The sequence below is a fragment of the Pseudomonas sp. B19125 genome, from assembly GCF_044218855.1.
In the GTDB taxonomy this organism is placed as follows: Bacteria; Pseudomonadota; Gammaproteobacteria; order Pseudomonadales; family Pseudomonadaceae; genus Aquipseudomonas; species Aquipseudomonas edaphica.
Genome location: NZ_CP162589.1, coordinates 3,635,317 through 3,656,106, shown reverse-complemented (window position 1 = coordinate 3,656,106; position 20,790 = coordinate 3,635,317). Strand labels below are relative to the sequence as shown.

The window sequence follows — 20,790 nt, the reverse complement described above, 5'->3', positions numbered from 1 at the left end:
TTTCCTTAAAAGTGGATCAGGCGATGGCCTGTGCCTTCGCAATTTCCTGATTACGCAAAATAAAACGTTGCAGCTTGCCGCTCGGGGTCTTGGGCAAGTCGCTGACAAATTCGATTTCCCGTGGGTAGGCGTGGGCCGCCAAACGCTTGCGCACGTGCAGGCGCAACTCCTCGGCCAGCTCGGGCGTAGCGCGGTACTGTTCGTTGAGCACCACAAAGGCTTTGACCAGCTCGGTGCGCTCCGGGCAGGGTTTGCCGACCACAGCGGCTTCGATGACGGCCGGGTGCTCGACCAGTGCGCTTTCGACATCGAATGGCCCTACGCGGTAGCCGGACGTGGTGATCACATCGTCACTGCGCCCGACAAAGCTGATGCTGCCGTCCGGGTTGAGCTCCACGGTGTCGCCACTGAGGTAGTACTTGCCGACAAACGCCTTGGTCTTTACGCCGTCGTAGCCGGCGAACCAGCACATCGGCGACTGTTCACGGTCGATGGCGAGAATGCCGGGCTGGCCTGCCGGCAATTCCTGGTTCTGATCATCGAGCACCACAATGCGGTGGCCCGGTGAGGCAAAGCCTGCCGAGCCGACATGCACGGGGTGTTCCAGGCCGTGGTGGTTGCACAGCACCATGCCCAGTTCGGTCTGGCCGTAATGGTCATGAATGGTCACGCCCAGGTTGTCGGCAAACCAGCGGATCACTTCCGGGTTCAGCGGCTCGCCGGCGCTGCTGACGATACGCAGCTTGCCCTTGATAGCGCGCGCGAACTGTTCGCCACCGGCAATCAGCAGACGGTAAGCGGTGGGCGAACCGGTGAGGTTGGTAATCCCATATTTATTGATCACCCGGCAGGTGCTTTCCAGGGTGAACGGCCCATCGTAGAACGTAATCGGGTGGCCCATGGACAACGGCCCGGTCACGCCAAAATAGATGCCATAGGCCCAGCCCGGGTCGGCGACATTCCAAAACGCGTCCTCGGGGCGCAAATCCACCGCGTCGCGGGTGTAGCTCTGGAAGGCGACAATGGCCTTGAGCGGCACCGACAGGGCTTTTGACGGGCCGGTGGTGCCCGAGGTGAACATCAGCAGGAACGGGGCTTCTGCGCCCAGCAGCACCGGTTCGCAGGTATTCGAATAGTTCGGCAGTTCAGCCCAGAAGCTGTAGTCGCCGCGCACGATGCCTTCGCCCTTGTCCCCGGCCACCGTGACGATGGTCGGGCAGCCTTCGACTTCAGCCAGCTTGGGGCGGTTGACCGCATCCGTGACCACCAGTACGGCGCCGGAGCTGTTCAGCCGATGCTCGATGGCCTTGGGTCCGAAGGCGGTAAACAGCGGCTGATACACCGCGCCGATACGCCAGGTGGCGAACACCACCACCAATAACTCTGCCGTGCGTGGCAGCAGCCCCGCCACCTTGTCACCCCGTTGCACGCCTTGGGCCAGGAGGAAATTGGCAAAGCGCGCCGCCTGGTCCTGCAATTGGGTGAAGGTCACACTGGCGCTGCGCCCATCCTTACCTTCCCAAAACAACGCAATGCGCCCCGGCAGCGCGTGGCGATCGCAACACTCCACACAGGCATTCAGGGCTTGCAGGTTGCCGGACAGGGCGGCGTTGACGGTGTGCTGGTAGTCGAAGGCAGTGGTGGCAGCCAAATACTCACGCATGGTTCCAAATCCTTGTGTGTTTTTATTTTCAGGACATTTTTCACGACGAGAATCGCTGAAATAGTCGCTCTAGAGCGCTTTGGCGGCAATGGTCAAAGCCTTCAACTTGGCTGACTGGTTTGGCCAATCATTGATCCGGCTTATCAGCCGGTCAGCCGCAGTGATTGGACGCTCTGGGCGCAAACTCCTAATCTCCAGGCCTGCGCCGCCAAAGAAGCCGTGTCCCGATGATCGTCCGCCCCAAACCCAACCTCATGGGTATCCTGTTTTCCCTTAAAGGTTCGATTGCCAAGCGCATTGCCTTGCGCAGCCTGATGGTCACGTTGCTGGCTTCAGTGATCGTGCTGGTGGAGACCCTGCACCCGGCCTACTTCTCCAAGGTCAATGCCACGCCGTTCACCTTGCTCGGGTTGTCGTTGTCGATCTTCATGAGCTTTCGCAACAACGCCTGCTACGACCGTTGGTGGGAAGGCCGCAAGCAGCTGGGGCAGATGATCATTGAGGTGCGCTCGCTGATCCGCGAAACCCAAGTGCTGGGCAACTCACCCGAGCGCGCCAGCCTGCTGCGTGGGGTGTGCGGGTTTGCCCACGGCCTGGTCGCGCACCTGCGCCATGAAGACGAGGCCCGCGTTATCACACCCTGGATAACTGTTGACCGGGCGCATCCCAATCTTCCCGACAACGTGCTGCAACAACTGGGCGCGCGCTTTTCGCGGCTGGCCGAACAGGGTGTGATCAGTGAATGGCGCTACACCCAGCTGGAAACCCGGCTGGTCAGCCTCAGCCTGGTGCAGGCCGCCTGCGAGCGGATCAAAAGCACGCCACTGCCCTTCCCTTACACGCTGCTATTGCACCGCACCATCTACCTGTTCTGCATTTTGCTGCCGTTCGCCATGGCCGAACCGCTGGGCTGGTTGACGCCGGTGTTCACCGCCATCGTCAGCTACACGTTCTTCGGTTTGGATGAAATCGGTGATGATCTGGAAGACCCGTTCGGTTTCGATGAAAACGATCTGCCCTGCAATGCGATAGTGCGCACCCTGGAGCGCGAGATTCTCGCCGCCCTGGGCGAGATCAATCTGCCTCCTGCCCTGGAACCAGTGGAATACGTGCTCGGCTGATACGGGTTTGACACTCGTCGTGGTCTGACCGAAGCTTGAGGCTTTGCGATTAGCTGCCCCCAGCTTTTGGACGCCTGCATGTCAAAGTCACGCCGTTACTCCATCGTCGGCCTGTGCGCCCTGTTGTTGCTTGTCCTGGTCACCTGGTTTTTCTCCCGCTCCACTCCGGTGGCCGTGCCGCCGGCGATCGCCCATGGTTACGCCAAGGCGTTGAAGCAAGCACGTAACGGCGAACCCGGCGCCGCCCGTGTGCTGTATCAACAGCTGGGCCGCCCGGACTTGTCGCCTGAACGTCGCGCCGCATTGCACGCCGAACTGCCCAATTACCCAAGCCCTCAGGCGTTGAAGCTGGCGGATAAAGACCTGGCTGATGAGTCGCCGTTGGTTCGTGAAGCGGCGATTCACAGTATTGTTGGCCTGGTGCCCAGCGGCCAACGCACCTTACTGCTTGGCCCGGCACTGGACGATCCTGAACAAGCCGTGCGTTTTGCCGCCGCCAATGCCCTGCTCGGCCTGTCGCCGGATACCCTGGGCCTGTATTTCGGGCCTTTGCAGCAAGTGCTCGATGAGTTTGTGAAAAAGCTCAAGGCTGAGCCCGAAACCGCCGAAGGCTGGATTCAGCTCGCGCGCTTGTACATCCACAGCGCCCTGCTGCCGGACGCGCAACATGCACTGGAGCAGGCCATGCGCCTGCAACCGGACAACCTGCAAGCTGTGGTCGCACAAATCGAATTGCTCGATAAGCAGGGCAAGACCGATGAGTCCCGCCAGTTGCTGGCGCGGCAATTGGCGGCACATCCGGAGTCGGCCTACCTGCAACACGCCCTGGGCATGTGGCTGTTGCACCATGGGGAGCGGCCATACGCGTTGCTTGGCCTGTCCAAAGCCGTGGAGCTTGAGCCTGACAATCAGGATTACCGCTTCGACCTCGCCACCACGCTGCACGACCAGGAAGAGGTGGACGCCGCCCAGCGTCAGCTGGAAGAAATCGTCCAGCGCCACCCCGCCAATCGCAAGGCGCGTGTGTTGCTGGTCAGCTATTGGAAGGAAACCGGGCAGTTACAGAATGTGCAGGTGTTACTGGCGCAGCTGGAGCAGCAGAATCCGGATGATCCGGCGTTGCAGCAAGGGCTTTAGTTTCGCGCGCTATGTGGGAGCTGGCTTGCCTGCGATGCAGACACCTCGGTCTGACAGATAAACCGAGGTGATGCTATCGCAGGCAAGCCAGCTCCCACACACAAGCAGCGCTTTGGCGCAGGTCACAAATCCACCACGATTTATACGACAGGTTGAACCGCCACAACCCGCTACGGTCAAGTAAATATGGCGCGTCCAAGCCGACGCGCCTCCCTTTACTTGTACGTGACCCGAGGGCACTTCTTGTCTACATCCAAAGAGCTGTTCAGTGAAAAGGCGGCCACCGGCATCGAAGGTCTTGATGACATTCTTTCCGGGGGGCTATCACGCAGCCACCTGTTCCTGCTGGAAGGCGAACCCGGCACCGGGAAAACCACCGTAGCGCTGCACTTTCTGCAAGCCGGCGCGAAAAACGGTGAGCGATCCTTGTACATCACCCTGTCAGAAACCGAACGCGAGTTGCGTCAGGGCGCCAAGTCCCACGGCTGGGACCTGGACGACAACATTCACATCTTCGAGCTGACCCCGCCAGAAAGCCTGCTCAACGCCGAGCACCAGCAAAGCCTGCTGTATTCCTCCGACCTGGAACTGGGTGAGGCAACCCGGCAGATTTTTGAAGTGGTGGAACGGATCAAGCCCACCCGCGTGGTGGTCGACAGCCTTTCGGAAATCCGCCTGCTGGCGCAAAGCTCGCTGCGCTATCGCCGCCAGATCCTGGCGATCAAACACTACTTTGTGCGCTATGACGCCACCGTGCTGCTGCTTGACGACCTGACCACCGAATCCCTGGATAAAACCGTGCACAGCGTGGCCCACGGCGTAATTCGTCTGGAAGAGCTGACGCCCACTTACGGCGCTGAACGCCGCCGCATCCGCGTGGTGAAGTACCGTGGCCAGAAATACCGTGGTGGCTTTCACGACTTCACCATCATGCAAGACGGCATCCACGTGTTCCCGCGCCTGGTGGCCGCCGAGCATCGTGGTGGTTACGTGCGTCAGACTTTGAGCAGTGGCATCCGTGAAATGGACGCCTTGATGGGCGGCGGCGTAGAAACCGGCTCCAGCACGCTTATCCTCGGCCCGGCCGGTACCGGCAAATCGTTGATCTCGATGATCTTTGCCGCCGCCGCAGTGGCGCGTGGTGAAAAAGCTGCGCTGTTTATTTTCGATGAAGAGCTGGGCCTGTTGTTCGAACGCATGAAAAATATGGGTATCGACCTCGCCGCGCTGCAAGACACCGGTAACCTGCTGATCGAGCAGGTGGACGCGGCAGAGCTGTCGCCAGGCGAGTTCTCCCACCGAGTCAGGCGTTGCGTCGATGAACGTGGGATCAAGACCGTGGTCATCGACAGTATCAACGGCTACCAGGCGGCGATGCCTGAGGAAAACTCTCTGATCCTGCATATGCACGAGTTGCTGCTGTACCTGAACCGTCGCGGCGCGGCGACGTTCATGACGGTGGCCCAACATGGGTTGGTAGGCGACATGCAGGCCCCCGTCGATATTACTTACCTGGCTGATACCGTGATCCTGTTGCGTTATTTCGAAGCACTCGGCAAGGTCCGCCGGGCCATTTCGATCATCAAGAAACGTACCGGCAGCCACGAGTCCACCATTCGTGAATACCGTATCGGCGGCAGTGGTTTGACAGTGGGCGAGCCGCTCGACAACTTCCAGGGCGTACTGCGCGGTATCCCGACTTATATGGGCGCCGGTTCCCCACTGCTCAAGGAAGAGGGCGTGTGACCGGCCTTTCTCCCCTCTCCGAGCGCGCAATTATTCTCGCGCCACTGGGCCGTGACGGCTCCCTGGCGCTGATGATGCTCGAGGAAGCCGGCTACACCGGCATGGTTGCCGGGAACCTGACTGAACTCTGCGAAGCACTTGGGCAAGGCGTCGGTATGTTGGTGATTGCCGCTGAAGCCCTGCGTGGTGTCGATCTGGAGCCCCTGCTGCATTACCTGCATGAGCAGCCGGCCTGGTCCGATTTGCCCATCGTGCTGATGACCCACCATGGCGGCCGTGAACAGAACGGCTCATCCCACCTGAGTGGCCTGCTGGGCAACGTGACCTTTCTGGAGCGCCCTTTCCACCCGGTAACCCTGATCAGTCTGGTGAGCGCGGCACTGCGTGGGCGGCGCCGCCAATACGAGGCCCGTGACCGCCTGGTTGATTTGAGCGAGAGCGAGCAGCGCCTGCAAAGCACTTTGGAAACCCTTGAGCAGCAGGTTGAAGAACGCACAGCGCAATTGCGCAACAACGAAGAAGCCTTGCGCCAGTCACAGAAAATGGAGGCTGTCGGCCAGTTGACCGGCGGTATCGCCCATGACTTCAACAACATGCTTACCGGTATTATCGGCAGCCTGGAGTTGCTGCGAAGGCGGGTCGCGCGTGGAAAACTGGACGATCTGGACAGTCTGATTGACCTGGGTGTCACCTCGGCCAACCGCGCCGCCGGCCTGACCCATCGCCTGCTTGCGTTCTCACGTCGCCAGTCGCTGGACTCCAAGCCGGTGGAGATCAACCAGTTGGTCAGCTCCATGGGCGAACTGTTGCAACGCAGTATCAATGAAAGCATCGCCTTGGACATGCGTCTGACCGATGAACTCTGGACCGCCGAGGCCGACCCCAATCAGCTGGAAAGCGCCCTGCTCAACCTGGTGATCAATGCGCGCGATGCCATGCCCAGCGGCGGTAGCCTGACCGTTGAGACCACCAACCGCCACCTCGACAATGTGTTCACGGCCGCCTATGGCACCTTGCTGCCAGGCGATTACGTGGAACTGAGCGTCAGCGACACCGGCTGTGGTATTCCCGAAAGTCTGTTGGGTCGCGTCTTCGACCCGTTCTTCACGACCAAGCCGATCGGCCAGGGCACCGGCCTCGGCTTGTCGATGATCTACGGCTTTGCCCGCCAATCCCATGGCCATGTCACCATCCATAGTGAAGTCGGCAAGGGCACGACAGTCAGCCTGTTCCTGCCGCGTTTTATCGGTGAGCGCGTCGCGGACGCCGTCACCAACCCGGCACTGCTGCCATTCGCCAATGCCGGTGAGACAGTATTGATCGTCGAAGACGACGCCGCCGTACGCGTGCTGGTCAGCGCAGTGCTCAAGGAATTGGGCTATGCCTTTGTCGAGGCTGGCGATGCCAATACCGCCGTGCCGATCATCGAATCCGACCAACGCATTGACCTGTTGATCAGTGATGTGGGCTTGCCCGGCATGAACGGGCGACAGCTGGCAGAAATCGGGCGGCAATTGCGCCCGGAGCTCAAGGTATTGTTTATCACTGGCTACGCCGAGCATGCGGCGGTGCGCGGCGGGTTCCTGGACCCAGGGATGCAACTGATCACCAAGCCGTTCACCTTCGACCTGCTGACGGCCAAGGTGCGTGAGATGATCAAGCAATAGGGCTGCTGCGAGGCAGCCCTATTGCTTCAGGCCAGCAGGCGCTGGATATGCTCTTGCAAGGTGTCCAGATCAAACGGCTTGGCCAGGATTGGCGCGTTGCGCGTGATCGGGCTGTTGCAGTCGAGTATTTCTTGCGGGTAACCGCTGATAAAGATCACTTTCAATTCAGGTCGCAGCTTGATCGCAGGCTCAGCGATCTGCACCCCGGAAATCCCGCCCGGCAGGCGGTAATCCGTGACCATCAGGTCCAGGTGCGGCTTGGTCGCCAGAATCTCGAAGGCCTGCTCCCCATCGATCGCCTTCAGCACCCGGTAGCCCAGGCCTGCCAGGTATTCACCCAGCACAAACATAATGGATTCGTCGTCTTCGACGATCAGTACGACATCTTGTGCATCTTCACTCATGGGAAGCCTTTGTCCGGTCAGTTGCTGCAAGTACGACCATGGGGTCACGCAGAGGTTGCGTCGAGGCGACGATTGATTTCATTGCGGCTCGCCAAGTGGCAGGCACACCCTGAACAACGCGCCCTCGCCTATCTGGCTTTCCACCTCGATGGTGCCGCCATGGGCCGTCACGATCTGCTCGGAAATAAACAGCCCCAAGCCCAGGCCTGCCGCTACATGGCTGGCCGAAACGCGTTCGAATTGCTGGAAAATGCGCTTCTGGTTGTCTGCGCTGATGCCGATGCCACGGTCACGCACCTCGACGCGCGCCTCACCGTGCTCGGTGTACACACGCACATCCACTGGGCTTTTGGCACCGTAACGCAAAGCGTTGGTGAGCAGGTTGGTGACCACTTGCTCAATACGGAACTCATCCCAATTGCCCTCCACAGGTTCATCGGCAACCAGGTGCATCGAAGAACCGGCGGATGCCACTTGCGGGGCGAAGTTTTTCACCAGGTTGCGCACCAGTTGCGCCAGGTCGAAGCGCGCCGGACGAATCGACAATTTGCCGGTGCGGATGCGCGACACGTCGAGCATGTCCTCGATCAGACGGATAAGGCTCTGGATCTGACGCTCGTCGCGGTCAACCATGGCGTGCATCTTGTCCAGGGTAAACGCGGCGGCGTTATCCCGAGCCAGGTGCATCTTGCGCAGCTGCGTTTCCAGAATCAGCCCGTTAAGCGGTGTGCGCACTTCGTGAGCGACGATCGACATGAAGTCGTCACGCATGCGCACAGCCTGTTCAAGCTCCGCCTGGGTGGCCTGCAGGCGCGTCAGCAGCAGCTCCTGCTCGCGGCGGCTGCGCTCCAGGGCTTCGACCTGCTGTTTCATGGCCTTGCTCTGGCGGTACAGGTCGACGAACACATTGACCTTGCTCTTCACCGCATGGATATCCAGCGGCTTGTGCAAAAAATCCACCGCACCGCTTTCATAGCCTTTGAAGGCATAATTGAGTTCGCGGCCGGCGGCGCTGACGAACACGATCGGGATGTTCTTGGTCTTTTCGGTGCCGCGCATCAGTTCGGCCAGCTCGAAACCGTTCATGCCGGGCATCTGCACATCGAGAATCGCCATGGCGAACTCATGCTCCAGCAACAGTGACAAGGCCTCGTCAGCGCTCAAGGCCTTGAAAACCTGCCGATCTTCGCGCTTGATCAGCGCCTCAAGGGCCAGCAGGTTTTCCGGCAGATCGTCGACGATCAGCAGTTTGGCCTGGACAGTACTTAACATGGGGAAGATTCCAGGGAAGCCAGCAGTGAGCCAATCCGGCTCAAGGTGAGAATATGATCAGGTGTGTGCAAGGCCAGCGCCGCCAAGGGCATCACGGCGATACGTGCTTCTGTGGGCTCTTGGACGATGGTGGTGCCACCCGAGTCTTTGACGTGGGCAAGGCCACGCGCGCCATCCTGGTTGGCGCCGGTCAGCAGAATCGCCAGCAGGCTGTTGCCGTAGGTGTCGGCAGCCGAGGCGAACAGGTAATCGATGGCCGGCCGCGAATGGTGCACGCGGTCTTCCTGGCTCATCGACAGGCTACGGTCGCTTTCTACCGACAGGTGATAGCCGGGGCCGGCGAAATACAGGGTGCCTGGCGTAATCGTTTCCTTGTCGCGTGCTTCTTGCACCGGAATGCTCAGGCGCCGCGCAAAGACTTCGGCCAGCTGGCTGCGGCGCTCATCCGGCAGGTGCAACACGGCAATAATCGGCAAACTGAAGGTGTCGGGCAACGTACCAAAAATCGTCAGCAACGCCTCAACACCGCCGGCGGAGGCGCCGACGACGATGGCTTCAATCCCGCGTGGCGGGTTAGTTGCGGCCTCGCTCATGATTTTCGGTAGATCCGTTCCTGTTTGACCAAGGGTTCGAATTGCTTGCTGTAGGCGGAGAAATCCAGGGTTTCCTTACTGCCCAGCACCAGGAAGCCGCGATGGCACAGCGATTCATGAAACAACCCAAACGCTCGATCCTGTAACTTCTTATTGAAATAAATCAATACGTTACGGCATGAAATTAACTGAGTTTCTGAGAAGACGCTATCGGTTGCCAGGCTGTGATCGGCAAAGGTCACGTTCTCGCGCAGCGTCTTGTCGAAGATCGCGTAATCGTAAGCCGCTGTGTAGTAGTCGGCAAATGAACGTTGGCCGCCCGCCTGCTGATAATTGGCAGTGTACGCACGCACGTTCTCCAGGGAGAAAATCCCTTGCTTGGCTTTGTCCAGGGACGCCGGGTTGATGTCCGTGGCGTAAATGATGGTGCGCTCCAGCAAACCCTCTTCGCGCAGCAGGATCGCCATGGAGTACACCTCCTCGCCCGTGCTGCACCCGGCGATCCAGATTTTGATCGACGGGTAGGTCTTGAGCAGCGGCACCACTTCCCGGCGAATCGCCAGAAAGTGCGACGGGTCGCGAAACATCTCGCTCACCGGGATCGTCAGAAACTGCAGCAACTGCATGAACGCCGTCGGATCATGCAGCACCCGCTCCTGCAGCGCAGAAATGGTCGCGCAATCGAACTGGCGCAGTGCGTGGGCCACGCGGCGCTTGACGGACGCGCCGGAATAGTCGCGAAAGTCGTAGCTGTACTTGAGGTAAATCGCCTCAATCAGCAGGCGCAGCTCAATGTCGCTGCTTTTTTCCAAGAAAACTTGCTCCACTTAAATGCGTTCCATCTTTGGCAGCCATACGCGAATCAGCGAGAACAGCCGGTCCAGGTCGATCGGCTTGGCCAGGTAATCGTTGGAGCCCGCCGCGAGGCAGCGTTCCTGATCGTCCTTCATGGCTTTGGCCGTCACTGCAATAATCGGCAGTTTCTTCCAGCGTGGGTCCTGGCGGATCAAGGCAGTCGCCTCGTAACCGTCCATCTCCGGCATCATTACGTCCATCAGCACCAGGTCGATATCCTCGACTTCATTGAGTTTGTCGATGGCTTCATGACCGTTACGCCCGATCACCACCACCGCGCCTTTGTGCTCCAGGGCACTGGTCAGGGCGAAGATGTTGCGCACATCGTCGTCGACCAGCAGGATCTTGCGCCCCTCGAAGACCTTGTCGCGGCTGCGGGCGGTCTTGAGCATCTTCTGGCGGTCATGGGACAGCTGGGATTCGACTTTGTGCAGAAACAGTGTCACTTCGTCCAGCAAGCGTTCAGGTGAGCGCGCGCCTTTGATGATGATCGAGCGCGAATACTTGCGCAGCTCGGCTTCTTCGTCGCGGGTCAGGTTACGCCCGGTGTACACGATCACCGGCGGGAACGAGCAGATATCCTCGGTGGCCATGCGCTTGAGCAGCTCATTGCCGAGCATGTCCGGCAGCTTGAGGTCGATGATCATACAGTCGTAGACGTTAGTGCGCAGCAGGTCCAAGGCGGCCTGCGCGTAGCCGACGTCGGTGATTTCGATGTCATCGTCGCCGATCAGGCGGGCAATGCTGTCGCGCTGCAGGTCATCGTCCTCCACCAGCAACACGCGCTTGACCTTCTGGGTCAGCTTGGCTTCCAGGCGCGCAAACACGTCCTTGAGCTCTTCGCGGGTGGTCGGCTTCACCGCATAACCGATGGCGCCCATGTGCATGGCGGCTTCGACGCGGTCTTCAACGGAGATCACATGCACGGGAATGTGGCGGGTATTGGCGTGCTCCTTGAGGCGTTGCAACACGGTCAGCCCGGAATGGTCGGGCAGGCGCATGTCCAGCAGAATCGCGTCCGGGATGTACTCCTCGGCCAGACTGTAGCCTTCGTCTGCGCCGTGGGCGACCAGGCAGTTGTAGCCCAGTTCGTGGGCCAGGTCGTAAAGGATGCGGGCGAAATTGGGTTCATCTTCCACCACCAGGATGCAGCGGGTAGCGAACGGTGCCTTGTCGCGGTCGTCGGCAAAGCGCGGAATCTGCTTGGCATCGGCCACCGGCAGCGGCGAGATCGCGATGGGCTTGGGTGCAGGTGCCGCCACCACTTGGCGCGGCGGCTCGATCGGCGCGGCACCTTCCTCGCGCTCTACATATTGCTCCGGCAGTACCAGGGTGAATACGCTGCCCTTGCCCGGTTCGCTGGTCACGCTGATATAGCCGCCGAGCAAGGTCGCCAGATCACGGGAGATCGACAGGCCCAGCCCGGTGCCGCCGTAACGGCGGTTGGTGGTGCCATCGGCCTGGCGGAAGGCTTCGAAGATACTTTCCTGCTGGTCTGGCGCGATGCCAATGCCCGAGTCGCGCACGGTAAAGGCTACGCCCTCCCCTAGTGCACGGGATACCGACAGGCTGACATCACCCTGCTCGGTAAACTTGACCGCGTTGGACAGCAGGTTCTTGAGGATCTGCTCCAGGCGCTGGCGGTCGGTGAACAGCATCGGCGGCGCATCCGCTTGAATGTCCACCTGGAAGCCCAGCTTGCGGTCAGCCGCCAGCGGCTCGAACATCCCGCGCAGGCCATCGACCAGGCGCGCCACGCTGGAGTTTTCCGGGCGCATTTCCAGCTTGCCGGCTTCGACCTTGGAAATATCCAGAATATCGTTGATCAGGTTCAACAGGTCGTTGCCCGCCGAATAGATCGACTCGGCAAACTTGACCTGCTCGGTGCTGAGGTTTTCCTGCGGGTTCTCGGCGAGCAATTTGGCCAGAATCAACGAGCTGTTGAGCGGCGTGCGCAGCTCGTGGGACATGTTGGCGAGGAATTCGGACTTGTACTTGCTGGAGCGCTGCAGCTCGTCGGCACGGTCTTCCAGTTCCAGTTGAGCCTTGTTCAACTCGACGTTCTTGCGATCCATGGCGTCGCGCTGTTCGGCCAGGGTCTGGGTCTGTTCGGCCAGTTGCTCGTTGGTCTGCTCAAGCTCAGCCTGCTGGGTTTCCAGATGGGCCTGGGACTCCTTGAGGATACGTGACTGTTCTTCGAGCTCTTCGTTGGCGGTTTTGAGTTCTTCCTGCTGCACTTGCAGCTCTTCGTTGAGCTGCTGGGTTTCGGCGAGCACTTCCTGCAGGCGTTGGCGATAGCGCGCCGCTTCGATGGAGGTGCCGATATTGCCGGCAATCAGCTCCAGCAGCTCGACGTCACGATCATCCAACGGGCGCAGGAAGCCGAGTTCGATCACGCCGTTGACGCGATCATCGTCGCTGGTCGGTACCACCAGTACGCTGCGGGTCGAACCTTCGCCCAGGCCGGAACTGACCTTGAAGTAATCCACCGGCACATCATCCAGGCGAATCAGGCGATCAAGCTGGGCGGCCTGCCCGACGATGCCCTCGTCGCTATAGATCGCCTGCTCTTTTTGCTCCTGCTCGCGGGAAAACCCATAGGTGGCCACGCGCTTGAGGCCGCCGTGCTCTTCGCGCACATACAGCGCCGCTACCGCCGAGCCCATGTATTGGGCGAAAAACTGCAGGATATTGCGCCCAAGCATGTTCAGCGTCAGTTGGCCGAGCACCTGTTCGGCCAGTTCGGTCTGGCCGTTACGCAGCCAGGCCTGTTGCTCCAGGCGCCGGGCGATCTTCTGTTGTGACGCGAGGTTTGCGCTGTAACTCTCTGACAATGCAATTAAATTCTTTCTACCGATGTAGGCCAGAAAACCGCTCAGTCCAAGCACGAAGGCCAGGTACAAGGTCACGCTGATGATCGTGGTGCGGGTGACATCGGCATTGCGCGTGACACGGAACGCTTGCTCCATCGCCACCGCATCCGTGTATTCGTTGCGAATCGCGTCGGTCAGGCTCTTGCCGCGGCCGGCCTGCACCGCCCCGCGGTAATCGCCACTGCTGCGCTGCAAGTCGATCATCGATTGGGCGTACTTGTTCCACTCGTATTGCATCGACTCCAGACGCTTGAGGCGGTCGACCTGCTGTGGGTTGTCCGCCACCAGCTCCTGCAGGTTGCGCAGGTCACCAATGATGCGGGGCTTGGCCACTTCGTAAGGGTCGAGGAAATGCTCGTCGCCAGTGATCAGAAAGCCACGCAGGCCGGTTTCCAGGTCCACCGTCAGTTTGGATGACTCATTGAGGTTATTGATAACCCGGTCGGTGTGCTCCACCCACTGGATAACCGACAGCAAATAAGTGATCAGGCAGACGAAAAACACCGCGCTGAGCACGCCGACGCCCAAGGGTAACGCGACGTTTCGGCTCAACAGGGTACGGAAGCTCTTTTCATCGACGGACGACGCGGGAGTCATGGGCATGCCTTGGCCAAGTGCAGAAAAAGGGGGAGTTTGCCCGAATATCAGGGGGCAAGGCTATGTTTGTGCGTTGTTTTGAAGCGCTGGCCTACAGGCTGCGAGTGAGTTACACGCCAATTCGGGCCGGTTTCATCAGACCCCTTACATACGTGCATACAGATGCGGCGGAACGTAGGTGAAGGGTTGCGGCACTCAGGACAGCGCCTCACGAACACGGAAGATCTTTTGGAAGGCGTCTTTTTTGCCCCCCAAGGTACCCCCAATGAGCATAACCGCCCCTACCCGCACACTGGCAGACAACCCCAGCGCCTTTGTCGTCGAAGCTCCCGCGCCGGTTGCGCAAGACGCTTCACACACGTTCACTACGACCGCCTCAGATTCCCCACACGCGGTTCAAACACCTGCCCCCGCCACCTTGCGCACACAACTGGCAGACCAGCAGAACCTGCGCAACCTGGCCGAGCAACTGCGCGGCATTGATACCCGGACGTATGGCAAGCCCGTTACCCCGGACAATGTCTCATTCGGGTTGAACAATAGTCGTCTGACGCCCCATAAAGACTCGGCGTACGCCCACGTGCAGCCGGCAGCGCAAACCCTGGCGACAGTGATCACGCACTTGGGTTTTGAACTGCCGCGCACGGTCGATGAGATGGCGGCACTCGCGCAGAAACTGGAGCAAAAGGCCTTACAGCATCCCCTGGGTGATTTCGGTGGCGCTCTCACCTGGCCAATGCCCATGGCGAAGGCGGACCAGCACAGCATTCGCGCCTTCCTCAAATCCGACACAACAGGTTTGCCAGGTTTGCCGTTGCCACCCCATGGCAATGGCGTACTGACCTATCTGCTGAGCGGCAGTTCGGTGAGCCAAAGCGACTTGCAAGACCCGACCGTGACGATACAAAAGCTGCTCGACTCGCCTAAGGCCCGAGCACTCGGCCTGGCTTTGCAGGCCCACCTGCAGGGCGCGGCCACGGACAACAGCCTCTACGACTACGTATTAGCGGCGATTCACCTGGGGCTCGACCCGGATTCACTCAGGGCACCTGAGCGCAACAAAATCGCCGAATGGCCTTTGCATGCCCCTGATCACTGGGGGCAGCGACCCTCAGAGGTTACCGCGTGTTTGAGCCGTCATCTTGAGAAAAATGGCCGCGCCAATTCCAGCACGGTCAAACTCGCTACCCATCTGTTGCTGTCCAGGGTAGCGCCGCAGTTTCTGATTAAAGATATTCCCGACAGTGTAAAAATCGGCAGCGTGGCGTGGTTCAACCTGACGGTTGCGGCCGCGGCTATCGAAGCCGAGCGGCCAGGTACCGTCGCCAATATGACCTTTGCCGAGGTCATGTGCGATGCACAAAAATGTGCACCATCGGCTGCGAATGCGCACGCTCAGACCCGCGCACTGGTGGATTGGGGAGTCGCCAACGGTGTATTCGTTGCAAATGCAGAGGACAGCTATAGCCCCGAACGACTCAATACCCTCAAGGATGAATTCAACAGACAAGTCAGCAAGCGGTTGGTTGCCAGCCAGACATTGGACAAAGCACTACCCACGCGAGAAGGTATTGCGCGGACCAAGCTCATCGAGCGATTTGGCGACCTCGGAGCGCTTTTCGACTTGAAGGTGCTCGGTACAGACCAATATCGCGGGGAGCCCGGTCAAGTCGGGCTGGGCGGCATGCATTCGCTATTGGACATCGCCATGATGGACATGCCGAATCCGCGCCCCTTTATGTCAACTGACCCGCGTATCCCATTGGAAGCCTTGAACAGTAACCCAAGGTTTGGCGTCCAGGAGGCGTTCGATCAGCAATTTGCACGCGCAATCGCTGATAAAAAGGACGCGGTCGCTACGACCGTTCAGCACATGATCTCCCAACTTCTCTTAGAAGACCGAGAAAAATTCGATTTCGGGAAGCTCGAGTTTTTTTATGAGCGCACATCCAGGCTGTCGACCGGCTTCTGGGGCAGCACGCCAGATAAAAATCAACCGGAACTGTTGGTCAAGGTTGAGCTGGAGGGGCAGATAACTACCTACGAAATCGACCTGAACCGCGGCACGATTGAAGAGGTGCCGCTGTCCAGGATCACGCAACCCAAGCCAATGATTGCCAACAGGGTATTTACCGTCAATCAGGTCAAGCTCGAGGGGGCAGACAGTCGTCTGAGCACGGAGCAACCGGTAAAGGACGGCCCCTTGGATAGCTTCAATAGCGAGCGCTCCCATCGCATAGGCACAGTATTTGCCGAACACCTTGAACTCGACGACCCCGCGATAAAAGAACTGGCGCGCGGCCAGACTACCCTGGATACATTGCAGGGCGGGCCAAAACCACTGAGTAATTTCCTGTTAAATCTGATTCCTTTCAGATCAGCCGTCATCAACTTTCAGAACGGCAACTATGGCGATGGAATATTCGACCTGACACTGGATATCTTCGGGTTCCTGAGTGCCGGTGCCGCCACCGCAGGAAAATTGATCAAGATAGGCGGCTCGGCTCTTTCCACGGGCGCCAAGGGGTTAAAGGCCGTCCAGATTATCGGCGCCTCCACGCTCGGCCTGCTCAACCCCGTGAGTGGTTTGGGTGATTTGGCGGTTGGAGGCCTCAAGCTATTGGGTAAAGGCGGCAATTACCTGTTGTCCAAAGGTGCCGATGCTATCAGCGCGCTCAAGGCAGCCAGTAATACCCACGGCATAGTGGCGACGGGGACCTTCAAACGTGCAGGGCGGGCTGTTGAAGAGGCGGCGGTGTTTCAAAAGGGCAAGTGGTATAGCTATAACCCTGGCACGCAACAACCGTATGGTACCGGGCTCACCGATTTCAAACCTGTAACCGTCGCGGCCAATGGTGAAATAAACAACAACTTCATAGATTGGCTGGCCACTTATGTCGCTCCCGTACCAAATGCAACCGGAGATCAGTTCAGGCAAGCCTTACAGGCAGCGCAACAAAGCAACCCAGTTGCTTACGCTCGAGGTCTTTCCGGGGTTGTCGACGATATCCCGGGCTATCACTCAAGCATGAGGGTCTCGCAGATAAAAAGCTTGGCCGTCAGCAAGGCCGGGAATCCCGAAGCCATCGGCACATTGGCCAAAGAGATAGAAAAGCGCATGGCGATCCAGAGTCTTGAGAGCTTCAAGACGTTTGAAGCGGAAGTACTGGCCGAAGGTGGCAAGGCCTACATCATGCCGCAGAACTTCTATCTCAGCCAAACTGACCTGGCGTCCAATGGTGAGTGTGCAGCCCTGGTGAATACGATGGCGCTGGCCATTCTTAACAACCGCAGGGACGCCTTCATCAATAACTTTTTCAAAGCCGCCAGGAATGCTAACGACACCAAGGTTCAGGCCTTTCGCAAAGAGCTGAACGAAATGCATCAGGTGCTCCGCGAACAGTTTCACGGTATTCAACGCGTCAGCCAAGTGCCGTATACCGACGTTGCTGCGCGTTTAAGTACCGCAAGCCCTCCCACGCTCCTGAAGATCAGCACCCAGAACCATGGGCTTCTGGCGGGCGTCACGCTCGATAAAAACAACCAGAAGGAATGGTTTTTCTTTAATCCAAACTTCGGTCTTGCAACTTTTCCAAATGAAGCCTCAATGCGAAAAGGCTTGGAAGTCTCCTTGAACAGCGGGAAGACGGCGGGCACCCTTGATCCCGTGGCGGTGACCAAAGGTGTGCCGGAGTACCACATCAGCGAATTCAGTGATGGAGACTTTGTTATGACGGTGCCCTACAACAAACCGTATGCCCTGTTTAACACCACACTTTGACTTTCGCTTGACCCCCTGGTGTCAATGGCCCGCTTGTAGCGTGTCATTGACGCATTGCCCGCTCAGCACACCGCCTGCATGCCACGCGACATTTGCCCCCTTTCCCTTCACAATGCCCCACCAATGGAACTTGCCGAGATGGCCGTGACTCAGTAGAGAACGGTCTTACAACCGACAGACACCTGCCCTTCCATTTTTCAGGAATTCCCCCTATGTGCGCTGCCCCCTCCACCATCCTTGTAGTCGAAGACGACGCCATCGTGCGCATGCTGATCGTCGATGTACTCGAAGAGTTGGAGTTCTCGGTGTTTGAGGCTGCCGATGCCGAACAGGCCCTCAAGATGGCTGAAGATGCCGATCAGCATATCGACCTGATGATGACCGATATGGGCCTGCCAGGCATGAGCGGCAAGGATCTGGCCACCCAAGTACGCGTGCTTCGCCCTAGCCTGCCGATCCTGTTCGCCAGCGGCTATGCCGAAAACATCGACGTACCCGCAGGTATGCAGGTAATTGCCAAGCCGTTCTCCATTGATCAACTGCGTGACAAGGTCAAATCGATGTTGCCTGCCGCTTGAGGGCACTGCCTCACAGGCAATGCCCACAACTGCGGCACTCAAAACCGTGAACACCCCCACATCCACTACATTCCCATCGACTGGGCACGGGCACGGCCTGGAAAGCCGGCAGTCATATCCTTGGCGCTTTTGTCGAACCGCCATGGACAGCGGCACGCAAGGCCGACGGAGTCACTCAGTTCACGTTGTTTGCAGGGATTAACGTGACGTTCGGCCAATAAAACAGGAAACTCTGGGCTTTGATCCCACGCCCTCTAAAAAGCACTCAGGAAGGACGCAACAACATGATTGGAAAACCGACGCGCCTGCTGTTGGCGAGCCTCTCGATACTCATGAGCACCGGCGCCTGGGCCGATTTCACGGCGACCCCGACTGAAGCCCGGGCCATTGCCAAGGAAGCCTACCTGTATGGCTACCCGGTAGTGGAGATGTACAAGACGCTCTACACCCAGGCCGTTGATAAAGGCGGTGCCAACTACAAGGCACCGTTCAATCATATCGGCAACACCGCCCAGGTGTTCACACCCAGGGACACCGCATTCGTCACCCCGAACTCGGACACACCCTACTCTTTCGTGTGGATGGACCTGCGCAAAGAGCCGTTGGTGCTGACGCTGCCCAAGATTGAAGACAACCGTTACTACTCGGTGCAGTTGATCGATCTATACACCCAGAACATCGCCTACCTGGGCACCCGCAGCACCGGCAACAATGGTGGCCACTACATGATCGCCGGGCCGGACTGGAAAGGTCAGCAACCTGTCGACGTCGATCGCGTGATCTACAGCGAAAGCAACATTGCCTATGCGCTGTACCGCACGCAGCTGTTTGATGAAAAGGACTTGAACAAGGTCAAGCAGATCCAGAATGGCTACAAAGTGCAGCCGCTGAGTGCCTACGTGAAACAGCCTGCGCCGGCCAAAGTAGCGAAGATCGAATGGCCCAAACCCATGGCAACCATGACCGAAGGCCCGCAGCTGTTTCGTTACCTCAACTTCATGCTGGCCTTTGCCGCGCCTCAGGACAGCGAGAAAGACCTGATGACGCGCTTTGCCAGGATCGGCATCGCCCCCGGCGCGCCCTTCAAGGTCAAAGACCTGACCGCTGAACAGCGCAAAGCCCTGGAAGATGGGATTGCCGATGGCCGCGCTGAGTTCGCCGCGTTCAAGAAAGACAAAATCGACACTCACCAAGTCACCAGCAGCGACCTGTTCGGCAGCCGTGACCGCCTGAAAAACAACTACCTGTACCGCTATGCCGGCGCAAACATGGGGATTTTCGGCAACTCCACCGACGAAGCCATCTACATGAGCTACTTCGTCGACAGCGAAGGCAAACCGGTCAACGGCGCACGCCACAGCTACACCGTGCACTTTGCCAAGGACCAACTGCCACCGGCCGAAGCGTTCTGGTCGCTGACCATGTACGACGCCAAAACCAAGCTGCTGGCGCCCAACCTCAAGAAGCGCTACCTGATCAACTCAGCGATGCTGCCCAACCTCAAACTGGACGCCGACGGTGGCCTGACCTTGGCCTTACAGCATCACGAGCCGCCAAAGGCCGAACAGAGCAACTGGTTGCCGGCCCCGCCCGGTCCGTTTTACGCCGTACTGCGGATTTACCTGCCCAAGCCTGAGGTGGGGAATGGCCAATGGAAGCTGCCGCCACTGACACCGCTTAAATAATGCTCGGGTGAAAGCAGCGTGCCCGTGCGCAAGGGCGGGCACGCGCCTGAAGACATCAGGCCAACAAGGGTGCTTGCGCCCTTGCCACAGTTAGTAGTCAGGGCTTTTTGAGCTTCACAAAGGACTGATGCAAGTCCGACGCCCAGCCGTCAATCACGCTTTTTACGTCATCGGCCTTCATCACCTGCGAGTCGTTGGACAACGGCTTGCCGGTGCCTTTGCGCACCACCTGGGCAATTACTTTGCCGCTGCCACCGTCGAGGAACTGCGCTTCAGTGCCCAGGGTGGTTTCCTGGTCACGAATGCCGGTGCCGGTGCTCACTGCAGCAGCCACCAGCGCCACAGGGACATACTCGTAGGGCTTGAGACTTTCGGTCTTGCTGCTGACGGCGGTAATGGCCGCGCGCACCACGATCACACCTGGGCCTGGCGCGTTGGCCAGCGGCAGCGATTTGGCCAGCTCACGCTTGAGCGCCTGGTTGTAATAGGTGTTGATGCCGTTGAGGGTGCTGTCGGGAATTTTCGCAGTAGCTTGGGGCTTGGGGTAAAACTGCGTCGGTTCGATGAACACCGCCGTGAAGTTATTCAGACTCAGCTCGGGATCAACCCAGCGCATCACCTCGGCCCCTGAAGGCGACTTCGCCTCTTTGAGGTGGCTGTAGTCCGAGAGAAAGCCTGAATATTCGTCCGGTTGCGTTACCTTGCTGGCACAGCCGACCATTGCAATTGCAACGCACAGCGTGCTGATCATTAGCCTTGATTTCATCATTGAACTCCCTGGCAGTCATCGTCGATGGTCCTGAACTGTAGGTATAGCC

14 protein-coding genes are annotated in these 20,790 nt (G+C 58.9%); 7 read left to right on the top strand and 7 right to left on the bottom strand.

Going from position 1 to position 20,790, the window contains the following annotated elements:
- Positions 1 to 16: 16 nt before the first annotated feature.
- Positions 17 to 1,663, bottom strand: a complete 1,647-nt coding sequence (locus tag AB4P96_RS16620) for an AMP-binding protein (RefSeq protein WP_395599803.1) — start codon at positions 1,661 to 1,663, stop codon at positions 17 to 19.
- A gap of 227 nt (positions 1,664 to 1,890) precedes the next feature.
- On the opposite strand from AB4P96_RS16620, the gene AB4P96_RS16615 reads away from it, so the two are divergent.
- The 4 genes from AB4P96_RS16615 (at position 1,891) to AB4P96_RS16600 (ending at position 7,334) form a co-directional block, all read left to right on the top strand.
- Positions 1,891 to 2,784, top strand: coding sequence for a bestrophin family protein (locus tag AB4P96_RS16615; RefSeq protein WP_170037422.1), 894 nt, complete (start codon positions 1,891 to 1,893; stop codon positions 2,782 to 2,784).
- Between the two features lie 78 nt (positions 2,785 to 2,862).
- Positions 2,863 to 3,921, top strand: a complete 1,059-nt coding sequence (locus AB4P96_RS16610; protein WP_017138790.1) for a HEAT repeat domain-containing protein — start codon at positions 2,863 to 2,865, stop codon at positions 3,919 to 3,921.
- Positions 3,922 to 4,164: 243 nt separating this feature from the next.
- Positions 4,165 to 5,667, top strand: coding sequence for an ATPase domain-containing protein (locus AB4P96_RS16605; protein ID WP_138451583.1), 1,503 nt, complete (start codon positions 4,165 to 4,167; stop codon positions 5,665 to 5,667).
- Positions 5,664 to 7,334, top strand: a complete 1,671-nt coding sequence (locus AB4P96_RS16600; protein ID WP_395599802.1) for an ATP-binding protein — start codon at positions 5,664 to 5,666, stop codon at positions 7,332 to 7,334. The genes AB4P96_RS16605 and AB4P96_RS16600 overlap by 4 nt, the downstream gene beginning before the upstream one ends.
- Before the next feature lie 26 nt (positions 7,335 to 7,360).
- Here the strand turns inward: AB4P96_RS16600 and AB4P96_RS16595 are convergent, their stop codons facing one another.
- The 5 genes from AB4P96_RS16595 to AB4P96_RS16575 all read right to left on the bottom strand — a co-directional run bounded on the left by AB4P96_RS16595 (position 7,361) and on the right by AB4P96_RS16575 (position 13,928).
- Entirely contained in the window at positions 7,361 to 7,738 is a 378-nt protein-coding gene (locus AB4P96_RS16595; RefSeq protein WP_003217591.1) for a response regulator, read from the bottom strand.
- A 78-nt stretch (positions 7,739 to 7,816) separates the two neighbouring features.
- Positions 7,817 to 9,010: a hybrid sensor histidine kinase/response regulator gene (locus AB4P96_RS16590; protein ID WP_017138793.1), complete on the bottom strand. Its 1,194-nt coding sequence runs from the start codon at positions 9,008 to 9,010 to the stop codon at positions 7,817 to 7,819.
- Positions 9,004 to 9,603: a chemotaxis protein CheB gene (locus tag AB4P96_RS16585; RefSeq protein ID WP_017138794.1), complete on the bottom strand. Its 600-nt coding sequence runs from the start codon at positions 9,601 to 9,603 to the stop codon at positions 9,004 to 9,006. The genes AB4P96_RS16590 and AB4P96_RS16585 overlap by 7 nt, the downstream gene beginning before the upstream one ends.
- Positions 9,600 to 10,430 carry a protein-glutamate O-methyltransferase CheR gene (locus AB4P96_RS16580; protein WP_017138795.1) on the bottom strand — a complete coding sequence of 277 codons (831 nt, stop codon included), beginning with the start codon at positions 10,428 to 10,430 and terminating at the stop codon, positions 9,600 to 9,602. Before AB4P96_RS16580 ends, AB4P96_RS16585 begins: the two co-directional genes overlap by 4 nt.
- Positions 10,431 to 13,928 carry a response regulator gene (locus AB4P96_RS16575; protein ID WP_170037428.1) on the bottom strand — a complete coding sequence of 1,166 codons (3,498 nt, stop codon included), beginning with the start codon at positions 13,926 to 13,928 and terminating at the stop codon, positions 10,431 to 10,433.
- 265 nt (positions 13,929 to 14,193) lie between these two features.
- On the opposite strand from AB4P96_RS16575, the gene AB4P96_RS16570 reads away from it, so the two are divergent.
- The 3 genes from AB4P96_RS16570 (at position 14,194) to AB4P96_RS16560 (ending at position 19,972) form a co-directional block, all read left to right on the top strand.
- A complete protein-coding gene (locus AB4P96_RS16570; protein ID WP_395599801.1) occupies positions 14,194 to 17,709 on the top strand; it encodes a hypothetical protein in 3,516 nt (1,171 codons plus the stop codon).
- Between the two features lie 212 nt (positions 17,710 to 17,921).
- The gene (locus AB4P96_RS16565) at positions 17,922 to 18,287 is read left to right on the top strand and encodes a response regulator (RefSeq protein WP_017138798.1); all 366 of its coding nucleotides are present in this window, start codon (positions 17,922 to 17,924) and stop codon (positions 18,285 to 18,287) included.
- Between the two features lie 284 nt (positions 18,288 to 18,571).
- Positions 18,572 to 19,972, top strand: coding sequence for a DUF1254 domain-containing protein (locus tag AB4P96_RS16560; protein ID WP_017138799.1), 1,401 nt, complete (start codon positions 18,572 to 18,574; stop codon positions 19,970 to 19,972).
- Between the two features lie 97 nt (positions 19,973 to 20,069).
- Here AB4P96_RS16560 and AB4P96_RS16555 read toward each other — a convergent pair whose 3' ends face one another.
- Positions 20,070 to 20,738, bottom strand: a complete 669-nt coding sequence (locus AB4P96_RS16555) for a DUF3313 domain-containing protein (protein ID WP_395599800.1) — start codon at positions 20,736 to 20,738, stop codon at positions 20,070 to 20,072.
- Between the last annotated feature and the right edge of the window lie 52 nt (positions 20,739 to 20,790).

Coding starts and splice junctions, on each gene's coding strand:
- AB4P96_RS16620 (WP_395599803.1), bottom strand. CDS start 1,663: ATGCGTGAGTATTTGGCTGCCACCACTGCCTTCGACTACCAGCACACC.
- AB4P96_RS16615 (WP_170037422.1), top strand. CDS start 1,891: ATGATCGTCCGCCCCAAACCCAACCTCATGGGTATCCTGTTTTCCCTT.
- AB4P96_RS16610 (WP_017138790.1), top strand. CDS start 2,863: ATGTCAAAGTCACGCCGTTACTCCATCGTCGGCCTGTGCGCCCTGTTG.
- AB4P96_RS16595 (WP_003217591.1), bottom strand. CDS start 7,738: ATGAGTGAAGATGCACAAGATGTCGTACTGATCGTCGAAGACGACGAA.
- AB4P96_RS16590 (WP_017138793.1), bottom strand. CDS start 9,010: ATGTTAAGTACTGTCCAGGCCAAACTGCTGATCGTCGACGATCTGCCG.
- AB4P96_RS16585 (WP_017138794.1), bottom strand. CDS start 9,603: ATGAGCGAGGCCGCAACTAACCCGCCACGCGGGATTGAAGCCATCGTC.
- AB4P96_RS16575 (WP_170037428.1), bottom strand. CDS start 13,928: ATGACTCCCGCGTCGTCCGTCGATGAAAAGAGCTTCCGTACCCTGTTG.
- AB4P96_RS16570 (WP_395599801.1), top strand. CDS start 14,194: ATGAGCATAACCGCCCCTACCCGCACACTGGCAGACAACCCCAGCGCC.
- AB4P96_RS16565 (WP_017138798.1), top strand. CDS start 17,922: ATGTGCGCTGCCCCCTCCACCATCCTTGTAGTCGAAGACGACGCCATC.
- AB4P96_RS16560 (WP_017138799.1), top strand. CDS start 18,572: ATGATTGGAAAACCGACGCGCCTGCTGTTGGCGAGCCTCTCGATACTC.
- AB4P96_RS16555 (WP_395599800.1), bottom strand. CDS start 20,738: ATGAAATCAAGGCTAATGATCAGCACGCTGTGCGTTGCAATTGCAATG.